A 19,194-nucleotide genomic window follows, 5' to 3' on the forward strand; every position below is an offset into this window, starting at 1 on the left:
GACTACTGATGCTCCCTTACGGTCGCTATTAAGGCTGCCCCCTGCGGGGACTACTGATGCTCCCTTACGGTCGCTATTAAGGCTGCCCCCTGCGGGGACTACTGATGCTCCCTTACGGTCGCTATTAAGGCTGCCCCCTGCGGGGACTACTGATGCTCCCTTACGGTCGCAATTAAGGTTGCCCCCTGCGGGGACTACTGATATGAACTTCGTTCATAACTAAGGTTGCACCCTACGGGGACTACTGATATGAACTTCGTTCATAATTAAGGTAGCCGCGTAAATCCGCTTGAATCTCAGCGTGATCCGCGTCTATTAAACCCTGTCCGTGGTACTGGCAATAAGTTCAGAAATCTGTCGGTTAAGTGGCAGTATTGATTCGCTTTCCGCCTGGAGAAAATGAATCGTGGTTTCAATACGCTCCTGACTGGCCTTGATTTCCCGCCAATGCCTTTCTTCCTCATAAAGATTCATACAATCCTGGAGATCTTCAGCCCGCCCCGTATCCAGATAGTGCTTAAAAGTAGCCAGACAATCAATATTATGGTAGTTACTATGAACATAGCTTTTATCAAGTATAAACTGGTAAATATCCAAAAGTCCCCGGGCGGTTTTTAGTTTTGCGTCACTTTCTTCAATAGAGGTAACACAAGTTTCAATCATCTGCAGGTATTCTTCTTCCCATTTCTGTAAGGCTGATTTGTAACGTTCACAGCTTTTTTCGTATTCCCGGTATTTAATAAGATATATTTTCAGGCGACGGCTGTAATCACTGCAGGCTCTTTCATATTCTCTTTGTTTGTTTTTGGAGTTATTAAGGGCCAGCAGACTGCTAAAGGAAAGCTGGGGTTCTTCTGGTTTTTCCGGTTTTATAGGCATGTTTTCAGGCGGCAAAGGCAGAATTGCTTCCTGGTCAAGCAACTCCCTCCGGGAATTAAGCAACATTTCATGATAAAGACAATGTCGGTTTACTTTGGATGTCAAATTAAGGGCATCCAGGCACATGCTTAGATCATGTAAAATTTCTTCACGACCCCGGGTAGTTTTCTTGTTGCTTTTACGTAGTTTAAAGTATTTCTGCAAATTTCTATCGATTGGTGGCGATTTATGAAGATTAAAGAGGATACCAAAATCGACAGATGTTAGGGGTTCATTGTTTAATTTGTTGAATTTTGAGAAATAAAATTGGGTGTTGGTAGGCACATAATAATATGGACCAATCGCATTTAGAAATTCGTTTTCCTGCAGTATAATCAGGTCATCCCGGGAATCTAACTGTTTTTCGATTAGATCCAGCCATTGGTTTAAACATGATTTAGCCGTATCATCACTTTGAGACCATTCTTTCATTTGCAGGTAGGTATCCAGACTGATTTTGATGCAAGTATTGTAATAATAAAACAAAACTTTTTCTGGACTGCAGTTTATAAACACCGATAGATCCAGATAATGATAATCCTCTTTATTAAGAAACGTTTTAAACATATGCGCCCTCCTCAAAAATATTTTCCCAATAATGTATTTCTATAAATTTCCAAAATTTCCTTCCTGTTATTAATATGTGGACATAAAAAATTTTTTAACATATTTCACGCATTACAGAAATTGCTCAGCTTTCATAAAACCCGGCCAGATGTTATAATCTACTAATATAAGAATACAGGTTGCTTTATGGGAGGAGATAAAATTGTTTAAAGCCATCCTGTTTGATTTGGACGGAACCCTGCTTAACATAGATATGGAAGTGTTTTTAGAGCATTATTTTGCAGCGATGATGAAAAGTGCGCAAAAGAGTGGATATAAAGACGTGAAAACAATGGCTGAACAGATTTACTGTTCTACCTATGCGATGATTGCCAATCGCTGTGCCGATACCTTAAATGAAAGGGCGTTTATGAACGATTTTTTATCGGGGTGGACCTATCCGGAGCAAGAAATGCAGAAGTTTTTCGATGATTTTTATGAAAATGCTTTTCCCAATTTAAAAATTCTCTGTCGACCTTTTGCGGGCATACCTGAAATGATGAACAAGGTGTTTGCGCAGGGGTATAAAGTAGTTATAGCTACTAATCCTGTTTTCCCTTTGACAGCTATAAAACAGCGCATGGATTGGGCTGGGGTAGGGCATTTTCCTTTTGACCTGATAACTTCATATGAAAACATGCATTTTACCAAGCCCCATCCTGAGTATTATCAAGAGATTACTGAACATATAGGTGTGTCCCCGACCGAATGCCTAATGGTTGGAAATGATGTTGATGAAGACCTGCCGGCAGGGAAAATAGGTATGCGCACTTTTTTGGTGGAAGATATGCTAATAAATAAAGGTCAAAGCGGACTGACCCCTGATTGGAGCGGAACCCTGGCTGATTTTTATGAATTTATTGATGGGCGAAAGCCTGACTAGATTCTCCAGCCAATAAATATATTAATAAACTTCATCCTTATGGGACATTATATCCATAGTAATTGAAGCTGCCGGGCTCTTAATATTGGGTGCCGGTTCAAAGCAACAATATTCCCGCTTGTTTGGGTATTGAGTTCAAAAAAAATATGGATGAGGTGTTTAAAATTCCGCCGAAAAAAAATAAATCCCCCAAACCGCTTTCGAAGCGGGATATACTAAAAATGGAGATTGCCCAGGAGATGGGCATATGGGATAAGGTAGAAAGAGAAGGCTGGCAGTCTCTTACCAATGCTGAATGTGGCAGGGTGGGGGGCATTATGAAAAAAAGGATTCAAGATCAAAAAAAAACAGAATCGTTTAAGTTCCCGGGTCAAAAATGATTCAGACAGACTAATTTTTTTGTCAGGTACAGTCAGCCAAAGGAGAAAGATACAATTAAATAACGTGAAAAAACCCGGTTTAATATAAGCCGGGTTTAATTAATCTTAATTTACTTTATAATTAATTTAAGTTGATGGCAAAGCAGGGGATTAAAAAATGAAGGAAATTGAAAGAGTAAGAAAACATTTGGCCGCAAAATACCCAGACCTAAAGATTATTGAACTGGAGGAAGATACCAGTATGGCACCGTTAGCAGCCCAAGCTCTGGGATTGGAAACGGGACAGATCGCAAAGTCCATTCTCTTTAAAACTAAAAATGATGAATACCTGATGGTGGTATCAGCCGGTGATGTCAGACTGGACAGTAAAGCTATAAAGGATACAGTGGGGCAAAGGGTTCGCATGGCAAATCCTGAAGAAGTATTGCAGGTAACCGGTTTTTCAATCGGGGGAGTATGCCCTTTTGCTTTGCCGGGGTCGCTGGCGGTTTATTTGGATGAAAGTCTCTTGCGTTATGATTTGGTCTATACGGCAGCAGGCACAGCCAATACGGCATTACCCATCACCTATCAACAACTGATGGAGATAACCGGAGGAAAAGCTTGCAGGTTTTCATCTTAGGCTGTTTATCTTGCTGCGGTGTAATTTAAAGGGCTTATAACGTATTTGTTGTAAGCTCCTAACTAATAACCAGGGAGAATAACATATGATAACGGATTTTGTGCACTTACATAATCATTCGGAATACAGCCTTCTGGATGGTGCCTGTCGGGTAAAAGAGTTGGTCGGGCGGGCGGCAGAATTGGGAATGTCGGCTGTAGCGATTACTGACCACGGGGTTTTATACGGTGTAATTGATTTTTATCGGGAAGCCAAAAAGCAAGGAATAAAGCCGATTATAGGTTGTGAGGTTTATGTAGCAAAGCGTAGCCGCCTGGATAAGGAAGCCCACCTGGATGACAATCAATATCACCTGATTTTGCTATGCAAAAATGAAGTAGGCTATAAAAACCTGCTAGAATTAGTCAGCCGTGCTTTCATTGAAGGTTTTTACTATAAACCGCGGGTAGATCTTGAACTTCTCGAGCGCTACCATGAGGGGCTGATTGCCTTAAGCGCATGTATTGCCGGTGAAATTCCCCAGTTGATTATTGCCGGTAAAATGGATGCTGCCAAGCAGTTAGCCTGTGAATACGAACGGATTTTTGGTCAGGGTAATTTCTACCTGGAACTCCAGGATCACGGCATGGAGGCAGAGAAAATAGTCTGCCAGGGTTTGCATCAAATCAGCCTGGAGACCGGCATACCCCTGGTAGCAACGAATGACTTGCATTATCTGCGCCAGGAGGATGCCGCCATTCATGATGTACTGCTGTGCATCCAAACCGGGAAAACTGTCTCGGACGAAGACCGGATGCGTTTTCCGGGAAACCATTTTTATATGAAAAGCGGTGCCGAAATGCGGGAGTTATTTGCGGCATATCCGCAGGCCGCCGATAATACCGTAAAGATTGCCGCAGAATGTAATCTTGATTTTAGTTTTGGGGAATTTCACTTACCCTATTTTGCCATACCCGAAGGTTACGACCCGGAAAGTTATCTGGACTTTTTGACCCGCCAGAGATTTAAGCAGAAATATCCGTCACCGGCAGCAGATGTCCAGGCCAGACTTGACTACGAACTTGATATTATTAAGCAGATGGGTTTTGCAGAATACTTTTTAATCGTGCAGGATTTGGTTAACTGGGCCCGCAGCAACGGTGTCCCGGTTGGGCCGGGCAGAGGTTCGGCAGCCGGTAGTCTGGTCTCTTACGTATTAGGCATAACCAGCATTGACCCGTTAAAATATGATCTGCTTTTTGAGCGTTTTTTAAATCCCGAACGCGTCAGTATGCCCGATATCGATATAGATTTTTGTTTTGAAAAAAGGGATCGGGTAATTAACTATATTATTGAACGTTATGGGGCCGACCGGGTAGCCCAGATTATTACTTTTGGAACGATGGCGGCTCGGGCGGCAATTCGGGATGTGGGCAGGGCATTGGATGTGCCTTATGCTGAGGTTGATAAGATCGCTAAGCTGGTACCGGCTGAGCTGGGGGTAACCCTGGATCGTGCCCTGGAGATGTCTCCGGATTTGATGCAAATTTATCAGAATAATTATGAAACCCGTAAGATTATCGACCTGGCCAAGGCTATCGAAGGGATGCCCAGGCATGCCTCCATTCATGCTGCCGGGGTGGTGATCGGCCGCGAATCATTAAGCTCCATTGTGCCTTTACAAAAGACAACCGATGGACATATAATCACCCAGTTTGCCAAGGAGACGGTTGAGGATATCGGCCTATTAAAGATGGACATACTGGGACTTAGAACCTTGACGGTGATTGACCGGGCACTGGATATTATCAAAAAGACCCGCCAGATAGAATTGGATATCGATGCAATTCCTTTAGATGACCCTTCCGTTTACGAGCTTTTACAGAACAAAAATACGATTGGGGTATTTCAATTGGAAAGTGATGGACTGCGGCGTATTTTAAGTGAAATGCAACCCAGCCGTTTTGAAGACCTGATTGCGATTATTGCCCTTTATCGTCCCGGGCCTCTGGGTAGCGGGATGGTAGATGACTTTATTAATTGCAAGCATGGGCGTCAAAAAATCGAGTATATTGACCCCCGCCTGGAAGATATTCTGCAGGAAACTTACGGCGTGGTTTTATACCAGGAACAGGTTATGCGGGTTGCTTCAGATCTGGCCAATTTCACCATGGGTGAAGCCGATGAACTGCGCCGGGCCATGGGCAAGAAAAAAGTCCAGGAGTTAATGGCCCAACGAGAAAAATTTGTTGCCGGGGCCGCCCAAAATCAGATCAGCGAAGATGTAGCAACTCGCCTTTTTGATATTATGGAAAGCTTTGCCGGCTATGGGTTTAACAAAAGCCATTCAGCCGCCTATGCCATGATTACTTACCAGACCGCTTACCTTAAAACTCATTTCCCCCAGGAATATATGTGTGCCTTTTTAAGTAGCGTAATTGACCACCAGGATCGGATCGTTTTTTACATCAAGGAATGCAGAAATATGGGGATAGAAATATTACCGCCCGACATTAATGAAAGTTTTGAAAACTTCACGGTAGGTTCAGAGGGCATTCGTTTTGGGTTGGGTGCTATTAAAAATGTGGGCGTTAATGCCGTAAAGACAATTGTTAAGGCGCGCAAATCAGGTGTTTATAAATCGCTGTTTGACTTTTGCCAGCGGGTGGACTTATCGCAGATAAACAAGCGGGTTATGGAAAACCTCATAGCAGCAGGTTGTTTTGATTCCTTGGGAATAAGTCGAAAACAAGCTTTGTCAATTATGGATGAGTGTATGGATCTGGCGGTCCAGATTAAACAAAATGAAAATTCCAGTCAGCTTAGCCTGTTTGGAAACACTGCCGCCTTGGTTGAAGAACCCCGTATTCGGGTTAAAGGGGAAATGGATAACCGTGAGAAAATGAGCCGGGAAAAAGAGGTGCTGGGATTTTATGTGTCTCAAAACCCCTTGGATCAGTACCGGGATATTATCCCCCTGGTTACAACCGGAGAGCTGGCTGAACTTGGGACAGACAATTACGAAGATTATGTGCGGGTAGCAGGGTTATCCAGCAATGTAAACAAGAGAATCAGTAAAAAAGGAGATCCCTATGCCAGTTTTCAACTGGAGGATTTAAGTGGTCAGATAGATATGTTGCTTTTCTCCTCAGCTTATCGGGCGAATATAGACAAGATAGAGAGCGAACAGGCCATCCTGGTAGAAGGATTCCTGGATCGCCGGGATGAACAGCCGAAAATATCAGTTAGGCGGACCGCTCCCCTGCCCCTCAAGCTTAAGGAGCTTAACATCCGCCTGCCGTATGAAAAAACCGATGCTGACAGCAGAAGGAAATTAATTAAGATTTTGCAATCTTATCCCGGCGATATGGATGTAATTTTGCATTTACCGGTCAAGAAGGTGGTAGTAATGGCCGAAAAGTATAATGTAGCTGCCAGTATCGATTTGAAAAAGGAGCTTAATGCGCTTTATGGAAAGGCAAATGTATGGTTTGGCTGATAATTAAATTGTTAAGGGGGTAAATGCATGAATGAAAATGGTTATGGAGAAGACTATATTGTAATTAAAGCTTTGGAAAATGGTGTGACTATAATTGGTCTGACGAGGGGAAGGGACACCAAATTTCACCATACTGAAAAGCTGGATAAGGGAGAGGTATTGCTGGTTCAATTTACAGAGCATACTTCGGCGGTAAAAATAAGAGGTAATGCCGAAATCGCTCACCGCTACGGCACCGTTTTGAGCGGGGGTGATGATATAAAAGGCTAGTGGAGCCTAAAAATGGGGGTGAATGCACTGCGCAGGCTGGCAGTTCTGACCAGCGGCGGTGATGCTTCGGGCATGAATGCCGCTATTCGAGCCGTAGTCCGCACGGCCATCTATAAAAACATGGAAGCTTACGGTGTTCATCAAGGCTTTGAGGGTCTGATAAATGGGGATCTGAAACGTATGTATGCCGGCTCAGTTGCGGATATTATTCAGCGGGGAGGCACCGTGCTAAGAACGTCCCGTTCCGAAGATTTCAAATCCGTAGTAGGTCTTGAAAAGGCACGAGATACCTTGCATTCCTGGAACATTGAGAATTTGGTTGTCATTGGCGGCAATGGTAGCTTAAAAGGTGGTTATGAACTTTCCAAACTCGGAATTAATGTTATTGGCATACCTGCTTCTATTGATAATGATGTGGTATATACGCGTTCCATCGGTTTTGACACTTCGGTTAATGTTGTGTTGGAAGCTATCAACCGCATCCGTGATACCGCCAGCAGCCATGGGCGTAATTTTATTATTGAAGTAATGGGCAGAGCCTGTGGGGAAATTGCCCTGGCGGCAGGTGTCGCCGGGGGTGCGGAATCCATCTTGATTCCGGAAATTGCCCCGGATCTGGATCAAATCATAGAAAAGATTAATAAAGGGATAGAACGCGGTAAAATCCATAGCATTATTATTGTGGCTGAAGGTGTATATTCTACCATGCAGCTTAGGGATATCATTGAAAGCAAGACAGGACATGATACCCGGGTTAGCATTTTGGGTCATATTCAACGTGGCGGAACCCCAACCGCCCAGGATCGCATCTTAGCTTCCCAGATGGGCAAGGCCGCGGTAGACTTGATTGAAGCTAATAAGCGCAACCTTATGGTAGCTTGCGATGGAAACAGGATGTTTTCCATACCCCTGCAGGAAATAGTTAATGGCAAACGAACTTTGGAGCTGGGAATGTTCGAACTGGTTCGAATACTCTCAATTTAAATAGAGGTGTTTTATGCGTAAGACTAAAATTATTTGTACGATAGGCCCTGCCAGCGAGGATGGCGACAAGATTAGAAATATGATCTTAAACGGCATGAATGTGGCCCGGCTTAACTTCTCTCATGGAACCCATGCAGAACATAAAAAACGCATCGATCTGGTGCGGCGGGTAGCCGCTGAGCTTGATCAGCCGGTAGCCCTTATGCTGGATACCAAAGGGCCCGAGATACGAACCGGCAAGCTTAAGTCGCCTACGATTACTTTACAGGCCGGTCAGCGTTTTACCCTAACTACCCGGGAGATACTAGGAAACAACCAGGAAGTGCAAGTTAGCTACCCTAATATGGCCAGAGAAGTAGAAAAAGGCAGTACTATATTGATTGCCGATGGCCTGATTAATCTGCTGGTGGAAGAAACCACCTCCACCGATATTATCTGTTCAGTTGTTAATGGGGGAGAGATCGGTGAGAGGAAGGGGATTAATGTACCGGGAGTAAGGATAAATATGCCTTTTCTCAATCCTAAGGACATCGATGATATCCATTTTGCTATTGAGGAGGAGCTCGATTTTATTGCGGCATCTTTTGTCAGAACGGCTGAGGACGTGCTGGAAATCAGGCGCATACTGGAAAAGCAACAGGCGGATATTGATATTATTGCGAAGATTGAAAGTCAGGGCGGTGTGGACAACCTTGAAGATATTATAAAAGTAGCGGATGGAGTTATGGTTGCCCGGGGTGATTTAGGAGTAGAAATTCCAGCTGAAGAGGTTCCCCTGGCACAAAAAAATATCATTAATATTTGTAATGATACCGGTAAAGTAGTTATTATCGCCACCCAAATGTTGGATTCCATGATGGTTAACCCACGGCCAACCCGGGCCGAAGTCTCTGATGTGGCCAACGCAATATTTGACGGAGCTGACGCAATTATGCTGTCCGGGGAAAGCGCGGCCGGGAAGTATCCGGTAGAGGCGGTGGAAACCATGGCCCGGATTGCCAAACGAGCTGAAGAAGTCCTGCCCTATAAGGATATGCTCAGGAAAAAACGTATGCAGGGAACCCAGTCGATTACCGATGCGATAAGCTATGCCACCTGTACTACGGCTAGCAATCTAGGCATATCAGCTATTATAACCGCCACTACCACCGGTACTACTGCCCGAATGGTAGCCAAGTACCGCCCGGAAGCAGCCATACTGGCCGTGACCCCTAATCCTAGAATATTAAAGAAATTAGCCTTGGTGTGGGGGGTAAACCCCATACTAACCCGAGAAACCCAGGGAACAGATGAAATACTTGATGAAGCTCTGGCGGTATGCCTGGAAAAAAAATATATCAACTGCGGCGACATGGTGGTGTTGACCGGCGGAAGTCCTTCTGGTTTTTCCGGCGGTACTAATCTGATTAAGGTACATGTGGTTGGCAAAATACTGCTGCAGGGGATGGGGATAGGCACTAAGCCAGTAAATGGACATGTGCGTGTAATCCAAAAGGACGAAGATTTAGAACGTATCAAGACAGGGGACATTTTAGTATGCAAGGCTGCCAATGCAGCATTTTCACCTTATCTGGAAAAGGTACAGGCCCTGATTGCCGAAGCGGGAGGGCTGACATCAGACGCGGCCATTATGGGACTGACCTTGGGTATTCCGGTGATCGTTGGCGCTCAGGATGCAACTAATATCCTTCAGGATAGAATGCTAATAACTGTAGACACCTCGCATGGCCGAATCTATTCCGGTCTTACTAAAGTCTTGTAGTCTAATAAGAAAATAGACGCGGATCACGCGGATTTCCGCAGATTTAGCGGTTTTAATTAATAGACACAGATAACACAGATAAGACAGATTTACACGGCAACCTTAATTATGAACGAAGTTCATATCAGTAGTGCCCGTAGGGTGCAACCTTAATTATGAACGAAGTTCATATCAGTAGTCCCCGCAGGGGATTATTTTTAATTAATAAAACGCTATTAGTCGTAAATGCTCAAAAGAATCGGCAATTTGTGAGGCGACCTTTGGTCGCTCCGAAGTAGCGGAAGCTTTAGCTTCCGGTGGGAAGCAAAGCTTCCCAATCTGTTTAACTCAGTTATTTTCCTAGGTGGTTGTGGCCTGCGGCCATGATTGTTAGTATAGATATTGGCCACTTGAACGGAAAAGGACATATACATGGGAATAAAAATCATTTAGACACTTCCCGCCACTCAACCGGGGGAGATGGGAATACATAAAAAACGAAATTGACGCCCTCCTAAGGAGGTGCCTCCTTAGGGTTCAACATATTGAGTGGCGGATTAAAACGGAGCAACAGGGGGCGAATTATAATTGTTAAAAACGATAGACCGGCATATAACCCTGGTCGATTTTCAGAGTTTTTTATTTCCGCGCTGCAACTGTCTGTGGATACAAGATGACATAAACTGTCTGATCGACAATAGCCCTGATCAGGCTGATTTAGCTCATTTACGCCAACAAAGGATAGATCTTATTATAAATTCTCACGGTCACATCGACCACTATTTATACAATCAGCAATTCCCCCGCAGTAAGATCATGATGCATCCTGAGGATGCGGCTATTGCCCAATCCAAGGAAAAGTACCTGGAGGCCTTCGGCATGACTACCCTAAACCAGGATTCTCGATTACAAGAACTCTACCTTAAAGAGGTGCAGTATCAAACTACACGCATCGACCAATACATAAATGCTAACCAGGTTATTAATCTAGGTACCACCTATTTTGAAGTGCTTCATTTGCCAGGACATTCTCCGGGTCATTGTGGATTCATATTTCCAGAGCAAGGCTTTATTTTCTCAGCCGATATCGAATTTTCTAATTTTGGACCCTGGTATGCCAATCTAGATTCTTCGATTCCCCAATTCTTACAATCGATCGATCGTTTGGCGGATTTAAAGCCGGATTACTTTATCAGCGGTCACGGTGCGGCCCTTGTAACCGAAAATATTACGAAACGGCTTAAAGCATACCGTGATATTATCTTTGCCCGCCAACGGCGCATCGTCGATTTGCTCTACCGGGGTTACCATAGTTTAGCGGAATTAGCTCGCCATTATCCTGTCTACCAGCGGGCACCCCAACCGGCAGCCGTTTTCTATATATATGAACAGGTTATGATATTAGTTCACCTGCGCTACCTGAAGGAACAGGGATATCTAATTCAGGATAATGAAGGCTATTATTTAAAACCGGGTCTTAGTCCGGCCAAATTGTCAATATAAACTGGCCCACAACACATAAAGTAATATGGGCCAGCTACAGGGTTATTGCTTACGTATTTCGATTCTGCTTATTAACCCCCAGGGTCATCGTTCAATTTAAGTGATAAAATTCACAACCGCCCTGAAAATGGTTGCGTGATACGGAACGACTAGAGGTCGTTCCCTGCAAATTGCCGGTCGCAATTTAGGCAACCCCCTTCGGGGACTGCTGGTGCTCTCTTATGTGTTAATTTGTGTGTAGCACCTTCAGGCACTACTGACATGAAATTCGATCAGGTAGCCGCGTGATCTGTGTCTATATAAAATCTTTTTTTATCCAACTATAAAACTGCTTACAAACCGATGAGCGAAACTCATGATTAATTGAGTGGTTAATCAGGCTTTGGTTCACCGGTTTAAATCTTATAATTGTTTATTAGTCTAAGAAAATAAATGAGTTATTTGGCGCTATAATCATAGAAACCGCGTCCGGTTTTTCTTCCCAGGTAACCGGCCCGTACCATCTGTTTTAGAATCGGAGCAGGGCGGTATTTAGAATCCCCTGATTCGTTGTAGAGGGTATTGCATACCTCCAGGGCAATATCTACGCCGACTAGATCACATAGTGTGAAAGGCCCCATAGGCCAGCCGGCTCCTAATTTCATGGCCTTATCAATATCTTCCACAGTTGCCAGACCTTCATACAAAATGAAAGCCGCTTCGTTCATGCCGGGAATCAAAATGCGGTTGACTACAAAGCCAGGGCCTTCCTTAACCTTAATCGGTTTCTTGCCTATGGCTTTGCTAAGCTCCAACGTTATATCAACTGTTTCTTCTGAAGTCTGAATAGCTGGAATAACTTCTATCAATGCCATTACATTTGCCGGATTAAAGAAATGCATGCCTACTACCTTGTCAGGACGTTTGGTGATAGCCGCAATTTCTGTGATCGAGAGTGAGGAAGTATTAGTAGCAATGATGGTTGCGGCAGGGAGCAAGGCATCCAATTTGGCATACAGGTCTTTCTTGACATCCATGTTCTCAAAAACGCTTTCCACTACGTAATCTACGTCTACAATATCTTCTAGGGTACCGGTTGCAATGATATTAGCCACGACGAAATCTTTTGCACCTGCGGGAACTTGGCCTTTTTCCTCAGCTTTGGCCAGTCCTTTGCCGATTCTTTCAATCGCTTTGTCGGCAAATTCTTTTTTAATATCGTAGAGGACCACCTTTTTCCCTGCTCCGGCAAATGTCCAGGCTATACCCATTCCCATCGTGCCGGCGCCTAATACAGCAACTTTGTTAATTTCCATTAAAAATTAACCCCCCTTATGTTGTTTTTTTACCCAATGATATCGAAAAATCTTACTCCTTACCATCACCTCCTCATAGTTTCGTCTTGACCTGGAGTCCATGTCGCCTATACTAAACTAAAATGACAGGAATCCGCAGTCAAGCCACCATTTTGGCTGTTGATGCGATTACAGTAAAATAAAAACCGTTGGCTTTTCTTTTGAGCAGCCATCGATGATTCAGGATATCTACTTATAGGCAGGTTAATTACGTACCGGAACCTGAAGACAAAGTTAAGGCTTATGTGGCATATATTTACAAGTTGCAAAAAACGGAAAAAGCAGGATGGCTGGTGAGATTAGAAAAAAAAGTTATAGAACCGCAAGGCCTGATGCTTTATTTAGTTGTGCAGATGCTGTGCGGCTCTTTGAATAGTTGCTTGGTTAATAAGTGTTTGCAGGGTTTGTAAATCGACTATTCCAGTAGCGGGCAAATAATTTTTCTCTTGAAAGTGCTTTAAATTAGTATCAAAATCAGGACTGTGACTGGGTTGAACCGAATTCAACATCGCAGTGATAGCAGCTTTTTCCGACTCTGACACAGACAAGACTATCGTTTCGTCAGGTGTTACTACAGCTATGCCTCCAGGGCTAGCTACATTCATTGGCTCATCATGCAAGGGCGATAAATCCTGAGCAGGTTTCTCGTTAATCTGGTTTTCTAAACTCTGCACTTCTGGGTTCTGCTCCTTTATACTGGGTTTATGGTATTGGACAATATGGCTAAAATTAGTTACTATACCCAGGGTGGAACCGGTAAGGACAGCTGCTGCCAAGACTAAAATTAAAAACCAGACGTATTCTTTCTTCATCTTTTTCTCCCCATATTATTCTTATAAAATTTTATACTATTAACTAATTATTTTCAATATTGCTTTATTTAACTATCGTCAATCTCACCTGTGAAAAACAAATAAACCCTTTCCAGGACAAATCCACGGAAAGGGTTTGCGCTTAAAAGCCATAATCGCGTCTGGGTTCTTTGGTATCTTTGATTAGGCTGACTGAAGTGGAGTTAAACATGGCAAAAACTTCATCGCCATTATGGAGATTCATAGCGTGGGCAGCACCAGTCGTTATCGTAGCAGTAACGGCTTGATCGCCCACATCAATAATAACTTCAGTCATGTCCTGACCGGGGTTTACTTTCATGATCTTACCGACCAACTTATTGGGATCACTAATCCGCATAAGATTCCTCCCTTTTAGTGAAATATCAGCTAAGGCAATCTCTTTTCGCTTTTTATATCTAGGATATACGGAAGGAAGCATAATTATTTATTACTAGGTTTAGGTTTTAAAAATAAATTACCCTCACCCAGGTACATAACCTGGGTGAGGGTTATCTGTAAGTTAAAGTCTTAAGTTGAGAGACTTAGCCTTTAGCCTCTTCTTCATCTCTTAATATCCTGCGTAAAAGTTTAACGCCTTGTTTGGGAAGCTCATCTCTGAATTCAACGTAGACCGGTACCTTGTGAGATGACATATTTTCCTTAGCCCATTTAATTATCTCATCACCGGTAACTTTATCCTTATATTCAGGTTTGGTAACGATAAAGGTTTTAATGACTTCACCTTTTTTGGGATCCGGAATGGGGATAACAGCGTTTTCTAGTACGGCTGGATGTTGATTAATGTAGGCTTCAACTTCTTCCGGGAATACCGAGAAGCCAGATACCTTAATCATTTCCTTGCGTCTTCCCAACCAGTAAAGATAGCCGTCTTCATCAAATTTGCCTACGTCTCCGGTGAAAACAAATCCATCGATAAGGGTGTCGGCGGTTTGTTCAGGTTTATTCCAGTAGCCTTTCATGCAACCAGGATTGCGCAGGGCAATTTCGCCTTCTTCGCCAATGGGGAGTTCCCTGGTTCTATCATCAAAGTCAACAATTTTAAATTCTTCTTCAAAACCGGGAATTCCCATACTGCCATATTTGACTTTTTGATGCGGGCAGAAGGTGTCCAGGGTATGGGTTTCACTAAGGCCGTATGCGCCTTCCAAAAGCAAGCATCCATTTGTCAAATCATACCATTGCTTGGATATTTTTTCGTCCAAGGCTACCACAAAAGATGTGGTCATATTTAGTTTAAGGCTCTTCAGATCATACTTGGCGAGATCCGGGTGTGACATTACGGCCAGATTCATCGGTACGGCACTATACCATTCGGTGACCTTGTATTTGTCAACCGCCTGAAGTACGGCCAGCGGGTCAAATTGGGTCAGGAGTACATTGGTGGCTCCACGTAATACCGGGCCGACCAGAAATAGCATGCCTGCAATATTGAAATAGGGCATGGTGGTAAGAACCCGGCTGTCCTTGTTAATTCCCATGATCATGCAGGCTGCGGTTGGTTTAAACAAATGAGCGTAATGAGTCAGCATGGCACCTTTGGGAAGTCCTGAGGTACCGCCGGTATATTCAAACAAGGCGATATCGTTTTCGATATCGATGTCAACCATAGGAATAGGCTCTCTATTTTGAGTCTGCATGATTTCTACGAAATCTTTTGTTCCCGGAACGTTTTGTTTGGGAACTTTCATATAGTCAACCAATGGCAGGGTTGGTTCAGCAGGCAAATAGTCGTTAAAGTTAGTGGTTACTACGCTTACTAGGGTGGGCATATCTTTTAAAACTTTGCTTACTATAGGCATAAATATATCCAGCGTTACCAGACATTTCATACCCGCATCGTTTACTTCATAGCTGAGTTCCATTTCCTTAAAAAGCGGGGAACAGGGGCAAACGATTCCGCCCATTTTCATAATGCCAAAATGAGCGATTATATATTGCGGGCTGTTGCCCAGGAACAATCCAACCCGGTCGCCTTTTTTAAGGCCGATTTCCAGCAAATAATTCGCAAACTTATCAGATGATTCATCCAGCTCCCTATAGCTGATTTCCCTGCCGTAATTAATGATCGCAGGTTTTTCTGGAGTACGTTTGGCATGAATTCTAAGATATTCAAATATGGGCAGTTTTCCTTCACTAAATTCTACCTCTTTGGGCAAATCCGGGGGCCAGTGCTTCATCCAAATCTTTTCCATTAAAAGCCACACTCCTTTATTAATCTAATAATACAAAAAGGATGCAAGAAAATATTAACATATCACCTTCTTTCAAAATACTTGTCAACATTTGGCGAGAGGCAAACTACCTTAGTCAAAAAAGATTTTTCAGGTTTGGAGAACTTGTTTTTTAAATAGTATAGTTATGGCTGGTTATTTGAGAATTATTTGAATAAATATATAAGATTAAACAAATGACCTCATGCATTTACTCAGATGCCATTTTAAAAAAATGTTGACAAATACAATGAATTTACTTACTGTTAAGTATATCATAAAAATAAAAATAAGGAAAAATAAAATAAAATAATGTCGTAATATGTGATCAATTACATTATAATTTTGAACCACTTATAATTCAACGATTACGAGGCTGGATAATAATGTTTATCACGTTGCTATTAATGGCTAAACTAAACGATATAATGGGATTGCGAGCTCATATAAAATAAAACTCAAAGGCGGCAACTTGAGAACTTAACATGCACATCGAGAGGTGATTAGGCTTAGATATTTCAGCTGTTATTTGAAAATTATGGCGGAATAATAAAAAACTATTACACAAACTCAATTATTAATTCCAGAAAAAAGTTAAAAGTCATTGTAACCGTTTTATCCATTAAGAAGCAGAACTATAGAATATTAAGTGATGTCAAGTCTTTAGCGAATGTATTAATGCTATAATAAGGTAAAAAGACTAATTAATTAAGGAGGAATATACCATGGCAGTAATCGAAAGCCCCATGGCAGGTAAAGTATTGGAGATTTTAACAGAGGTTGGAAAGAATGTTGCCGAAGATGATGAGGTTATAATTTTGGAAGCCATGAAAATGGAAAATCCGATTTACGCACCTACAAGTGGAATCGTAAAAGAGATAAAAGTGAAAATAGGCCAGCAAATAGCCGAAGGCGAAGTAATAATGGAATTGGAGTAGATTTAATCATGCAATATCCTGGAAGCTAAAGAAAATTAGTTTCCAGGATTATTTCCTGTTATCCGTTTATGCTAATGACACGAAAATCATATTTTAAAATCGCCAGGTATAGTTCTGCGGTTATGTCCGCTGGATTAATAATAGAATGCAAGCGTGGCTTTTCTGGAATCATAAAAAATTAATTGCTTGTTTTGTGTTTCATTACCTCCGCTATGATAGTAAACTAATTTAATTTCATAAAAATGGACATTTTTTTAACAACATCAATATCCAATTTAGCATAACCGGTCCAATCTGGTTGGTATTGCTTTACATCATGATGAGGAGTGAAACAGATGGAATGGCAAATAGTATTTACCGGGGTTCTTTTTTTAATAGTCTATGCCATTATTATTTCCGAGAAAATCCACCGTACCGTAATTGCGCTTTTTGGTGCTGCCCTGCTAATTTTACTGGGAATTATAACTCAGCATGAAGCGGTACAATATATAGATTTTAATACTATTGGACTGCTCTTCGGGATGATGGTTATCGTAGGCATTACTCGCAAGAGCGGCGTTTTCGAGTATATAGCTATTAAAGCCGCACATTCTACCGGCGGCGACCCGGTTAAGATAATGATTGCCTTGAGCATATTTACGGCCGTGGCTTCAGCGTTGCTTGATAATGTTACCACTGTTTTGTTGGTGGTTCCGGTAACGATTTCCATTTGCGCTGCCCTGGAGATTAATCCGGTTCCAATATTCGTAGCCGAAATAATGTCATCCAATATAGGAGGAACCGCCACCCTTATCGGTGACCCCCCTAATATTATGATTGGCAGTGCTACCGGTCTGGGGTTTATGGATTTTATTATTAATTTAACCCCGGTTGTAATAGTGATATTCATCGTTACCCTGCTGCTTTTGAAACTTATTTACAAAAAGAAACTCATTACCACTGAAGAGAATAAACTAAAATTAATGGCCATGGATCCTGCGCTGGCTATCAAAGATCAGGTATTGCTGAAAAAATCGCTGACTGTAATAGCTTTAGTCATTCTGGGATTTATTACCCATCAGTATCTGCACCTGGAATCAGCTACTATCGCCATAACCGGTGCTGCGGTTCTTATGCTCATCACCCGTGAAGATCCGGAAGAAGCATTACTTAGCGTGGAATGGGCTACTCTGTTCTTCTTCGTGGGCCTTTTCATTTTGGTAGGCGGGCTGGAGAAAGTCGGGATCATAGAAAGCATGGCCCGTGAGGCAGTAAAAATTACCCAGGGGAATGTTACTCTATCAGCTATTTTTATTATCTGGTTTTCGGCCATAGCCTCTGCCTTTATTGACAACATACCTTTTGTAGCAACTTTTATACCCCTGATAACTGAAATGGGGCAGATAGGACATATGAATATAGCTCCTTTATGGTGGGCTTTGTCACTCGGAGCCTGTCTGGGGGGCAACGGTACAATTATAGGGGCCTCAGCCAATGTAATCGTATCAGGTATAGCAGCCCGGGAAGGGCATCATATATCTTTCCTATACTATATGAAAATAGCTTTCCCGTTAATGCTGGTGTCTGTTTTTATTGCTATGGTCTACCTCTTAATTTTCCTAATGTAATATATCGCATACAAAACTTTGGGGTCGACCAGGGGTATAGTCATTGGAATGGTATTATGGATTAAACTTAGGCTGCCAATTCGGGGAATTTTACTAAAAGGAGGGGAATCGCTATCGATAGAAGGACTGAAATACTGGCCGTAGCTGCCAGGTTATTTCGCGAAAAAGGCTATACTTCTGTTAGCCTGGATGAGATAACCAAGGAAATAGGCATAACCAAGCCAGCCGTATATTATTATTTTGAAGCCAAAGAAGATATCCTTTTTGAAATATGTATCTGCCAGATAAAGAAAATAACTGCGCAAGCCCGTGCGATTGCTGAATCCGATCTGGATCTGGTAGACAAGATAGCCAAAATGTTTGAAAACCATGTTATGCAATTTGATACTGATCGTGATAGTGCGGAAACTTACCTGCGGGAGGCAGCGCATCTGTCCCTGTCACGCCGTCGAGAGGTAAGCAGTATGCTGAAAAATTATGAATCCTTTATTCGTGAATACGTTGATATGGCAGTCAGCCAGGGCATATTTCGACCAATAAACAGCAAACAGGTAGTTCGTGGCATCGGCGGAATGTGTAACTGGGTGGGCAACTGGTACGAACCGGAAGGACCGGATAGCATTAACGCAATCGCTGCATCCTACGTTGATTTTATTTTAGCCGGTCTACTAGCTAAATAGAACAGCCAAGGGGACGTCAAACTGTGTGAAAAATGTTTATAGACCGTATATGTATGCAACTCACCCGGTAGATCGCCTTGTTTATATTATTCAATAATGGGTATAACAATATCGAAATGGACTTTTTACACAGCCTGACGGTTCTTGTGGCTGGTAATTATAATTAAAAATACAATGATATGACCG

The 19,194-nt window shown here is 42.6% G+C and carries 16 protein-coding genes; 11 read left to right on the plus strand and 5 right to left on the minus strand.

Annotation, left to right across the window (positions count from 1 at the left end):
• Positions 1–315 precede the first annotated feature (315 nt).
• On the minus strand, positions 316–1,485 hold the full coding sequence (locus tag AAV90_RS13750; protein WP_046500161.1) for a hypothetical protein: 1,170 nt from the start codon (positions 1,483–1,485) through the stop codon (positions 316–318).
• 202 nt (positions 1,486–1,687) lie between these two features.
• Between AAV90_RS13750 and AAV90_RS13755 the strand changes: the two genes are divergently transcribed.
• The 8 genes from AAV90_RS13755 (at position 1,688) to AAV90_RS13790 (ending at position 11,385) form a co-directional block, all read left to right on the plus strand.
• Positions 1,688–2,407, plus strand: a complete 720-nt coding sequence (locus AAV90_RS13755; protein ID WP_052729822.1) for an HAD family hydrolase — start codon at positions 1,688–1,690, stop codon at positions 2,405–2,407.
• A gap of 89 nt (positions 2,408–2,496) precedes the next feature.
• Complete coding sequence (locus tag AAV90_RS13760) at positions 2,497–2,787, plus strand: alpha/beta-type small acid-soluble spore protein (RefSeq protein ID WP_242847583.1); 291 nt, start codon at positions 2,497–2,499, stop codon at positions 2,785–2,787.
• 157 nt (positions 2,788–2,944) lie between these two features.
• Positions 2,945–3,409, plus strand: coding sequence for a YbaK/EbsC family protein (locus AAV90_RS13765; RefSeq protein WP_046500164.1), 465 nt, complete (start codon positions 2,945–2,947; stop codon positions 3,407–3,409).
• A gap of 85 nt (positions 3,410–3,494) precedes the next feature.
• A complete protein-coding gene (locus tag AAV90_RS13770; protein WP_046500166.1) occupies positions 3,495–6,887 on the plus strand; it encodes a DNA polymerase III subunit alpha in 3,393 nt (1,130 codons plus the stop codon).
• 27 nt (positions 6,888–6,914) lie between these two features.
• Positions 6,915–7,157: a trp RNA-binding attenuation protein MtrB gene (gene mtrB, locus AAV90_RS13775; protein WP_046500167.1), complete on the plus strand. Its 243-nt coding sequence runs from the start codon at positions 6,915–6,917 to the stop codon at positions 7,155–7,157.
• Between the two features lie 12 nt (positions 7,158–7,169).
• On the plus strand, positions 7,170–8,141 hold the full coding sequence (gene pfkA / locus AAV90_RS13780) for a 6-phosphofructokinase (RefSeq protein WP_341363023.1): 972 nt from the start codon (positions 7,170–7,172) through the stop codon (positions 8,139–8,141).
• A 13-nt stretch (positions 8,142–8,154) separates the two neighbouring features.
• On the plus strand, positions 8,155–9,903 hold the full coding sequence (gene pyk, locus AAV90_RS13785) for a pyruvate kinase (protein ID WP_046500168.1): 1,749 nt from the start codon (positions 8,155–8,157) through the stop codon (positions 9,901–9,903).
• Between the two features lie 567 nt (positions 9,904–10,470).
• On the plus strand, positions 10,471–11,385 hold the full coding sequence (locus AAV90_RS13790) for an MBL fold metallo-hydrolase (protein ID WP_046500170.1): 915 nt from the start codon (positions 10,471–10,473) through the stop codon (positions 11,383–11,385).
• A 437-nt stretch (positions 11,386–11,822) separates the two neighbouring features.
• Here AAV90_RS13790 and AAV90_RS13795 read toward each other — a convergent pair whose 3' ends face one another.
• From AAV90_RS13795 to AAV90_RS13810, 4 genes are all read right to left on the minus strand, one after another.
• The gene (locus AAV90_RS13795; protein ID WP_046500216.1) at positions 11,823–12,674 is read right to left on the minus strand and encodes a 3-hydroxyacyl-CoA dehydrogenase family protein; all 852 of its coding nucleotides are present in this window, start codon (positions 12,672–12,674) and stop codon (positions 11,823–11,825) included.
• Positions 12,675–13,060: 386 nt separating this feature from the next.
• Positions 13,061–13,531 (minus strand): peptidoglycan-binding domain-containing protein, encoded by a 471-nt coding sequence (locus AAV90_RS13800; protein ID WP_046500171.1) that lies wholly within the window; start codon positions 13,529–13,531, stop codon positions 13,061–13,063.
• A gap of 142 nt (positions 13,532–13,673) precedes the next feature.
• Positions 13,674–13,910, minus strand: a complete 237-nt coding sequence (locus AAV90_RS13805) for a TOBE domain-containing protein (RefSeq protein WP_046500173.1) — start codon at positions 13,908–13,910, stop codon at positions 13,674–13,676.
• A gap of 184 nt (positions 13,911–14,094) precedes the next feature.
• On the minus strand, positions 14,095–15,765 hold the full coding sequence (locus AAV90_RS13810; protein ID WP_046500175.1) for an AMP-binding protein: 1,671 nt from the start codon (positions 15,763–15,765) through the stop codon (positions 14,095–14,097).
• A gap of 743 nt (positions 15,766–16,508) precedes the next feature.
• Here AAV90_RS13810 and AAV90_RS13815 point away from each other — a divergent pair.
• The 3 genes from AAV90_RS13815 (at position 16,509) to AAV90_RS15775 (ending at position 19,008) form a co-directional block, all read left to right on the plus strand.
• Positions 16,509–16,721, plus strand: coding sequence for an acyl-CoA carboxylase biotin carboxyl carrier protein subunit (locus tag AAV90_RS13815; protein ID WP_046500178.1), 213 nt, complete (start codon positions 16,509–16,511; stop codon positions 16,719–16,721).
• Positions 16,722–17,056: 335 nt separating this feature from the next.
• Positions 17,057–18,328: an ArsB/NhaD family transporter gene (locus AAV90_RS13820; RefSeq protein WP_046500180.1), complete on the plus strand. Its 1,272-nt coding sequence runs from the start codon at positions 17,057–17,059 to the stop codon at positions 18,326–18,328.
• Between the two features lie 134 nt (positions 18,329–18,462).
• A complete protein-coding gene (locus AAV90_RS15775; protein ID WP_423229781.1) occupies positions 18,463–19,008 on the plus strand; it encodes a TetR/AcrR family transcriptional regulator in 546 nt (181 codons plus the stop codon).
• The last annotated feature ends 186 nt before the right edge of the window (positions 19,009–19,194 follow it).

This window comes from Syntrophomonas zehnderi OL-4 (assembly GCF_000983115.1).
Classification (GTDB): domain Bacteria; phylum Bacillota; class Syntrophomonadia; order Syntrophomonadales; family Syntrophomonadaceae; genus Syntrophomonas_B; species Syntrophomonas_B zehnderi.

Bases quoted from the DNA above. Each gene is read 5' to 3' on its own strand.
- AAV90_RS13750 (WP_046500161.1), bottom strand. From the start codon at position 1,485: ATGTTTAAAACGTTTCTTAATAAAGAGGATTATCATTATCTGGATCTA.
- AAV90_RS13765 (WP_046500164.1), top strand. From the start codon at position 2,945: ATGAAGGAAATTGAAAGAGTAAGAAAACATTTGGCCGCAAAATACCCA.
- AAV90_RS13770 (WP_046500166.1), top strand. From the start codon at position 3,495: ATGATAACGGATTTTGTGCACTTACATAATCATTCGGAATACAGCCTT.
- mtrB (WP_046500167.1), top strand. From the start codon at position 6,915: ATGAATGAAAATGGTTATGGAGAAGACTATATTGTAATTAAAGCTTTG.
- pfkA (WP_341363023.1), top strand. From the start codon at position 7,170: ATGGGGGTGAATGCACTGCGCAGGCTGGCAGTTCTGACCAGCGGCGGT.
- pyk (WP_046500168.1), top strand. From the start codon at position 8,155: ATGCGTAAGACTAAAATTATTTGTACGATAGGCCCTGCCAGCGAGGAT.
- AAV90_RS13800 (WP_046500171.1), bottom strand. From the start codon at position 13,531: ATGAAGAAAGAATACGTCTGGTTTTTAATTTTAGTCTTGGCAGCAGCT.
- AAV90_RS13805 (WP_046500173.1), bottom strand. From the start codon at position 13,910: ATGCGGATTAGTGATCCCAATAAGTTGGTCGGTAAGATCATGAAAGTA.
- AAV90_RS13810 (WP_046500175.1), bottom strand. From the start codon at position 15,765: ATGGAAAAGATTTGGATGAAGCACTGGCCCCCGGATTTGCCCAAAGAG.
- AAV90_RS13815 (WP_046500178.1), top strand. From the start codon at position 16,509: ATGGCAGTAATCGAAAGCCCCATGGCAGGTAAAGTATTGGAGATTTTA.
- AAV90_RS13820 (WP_046500180.1), top strand. From the start codon at position 17,057: ATGGAATGGCAAATAGTATTTACCGGGGTTCTTTTTTTAATAGTCTAT.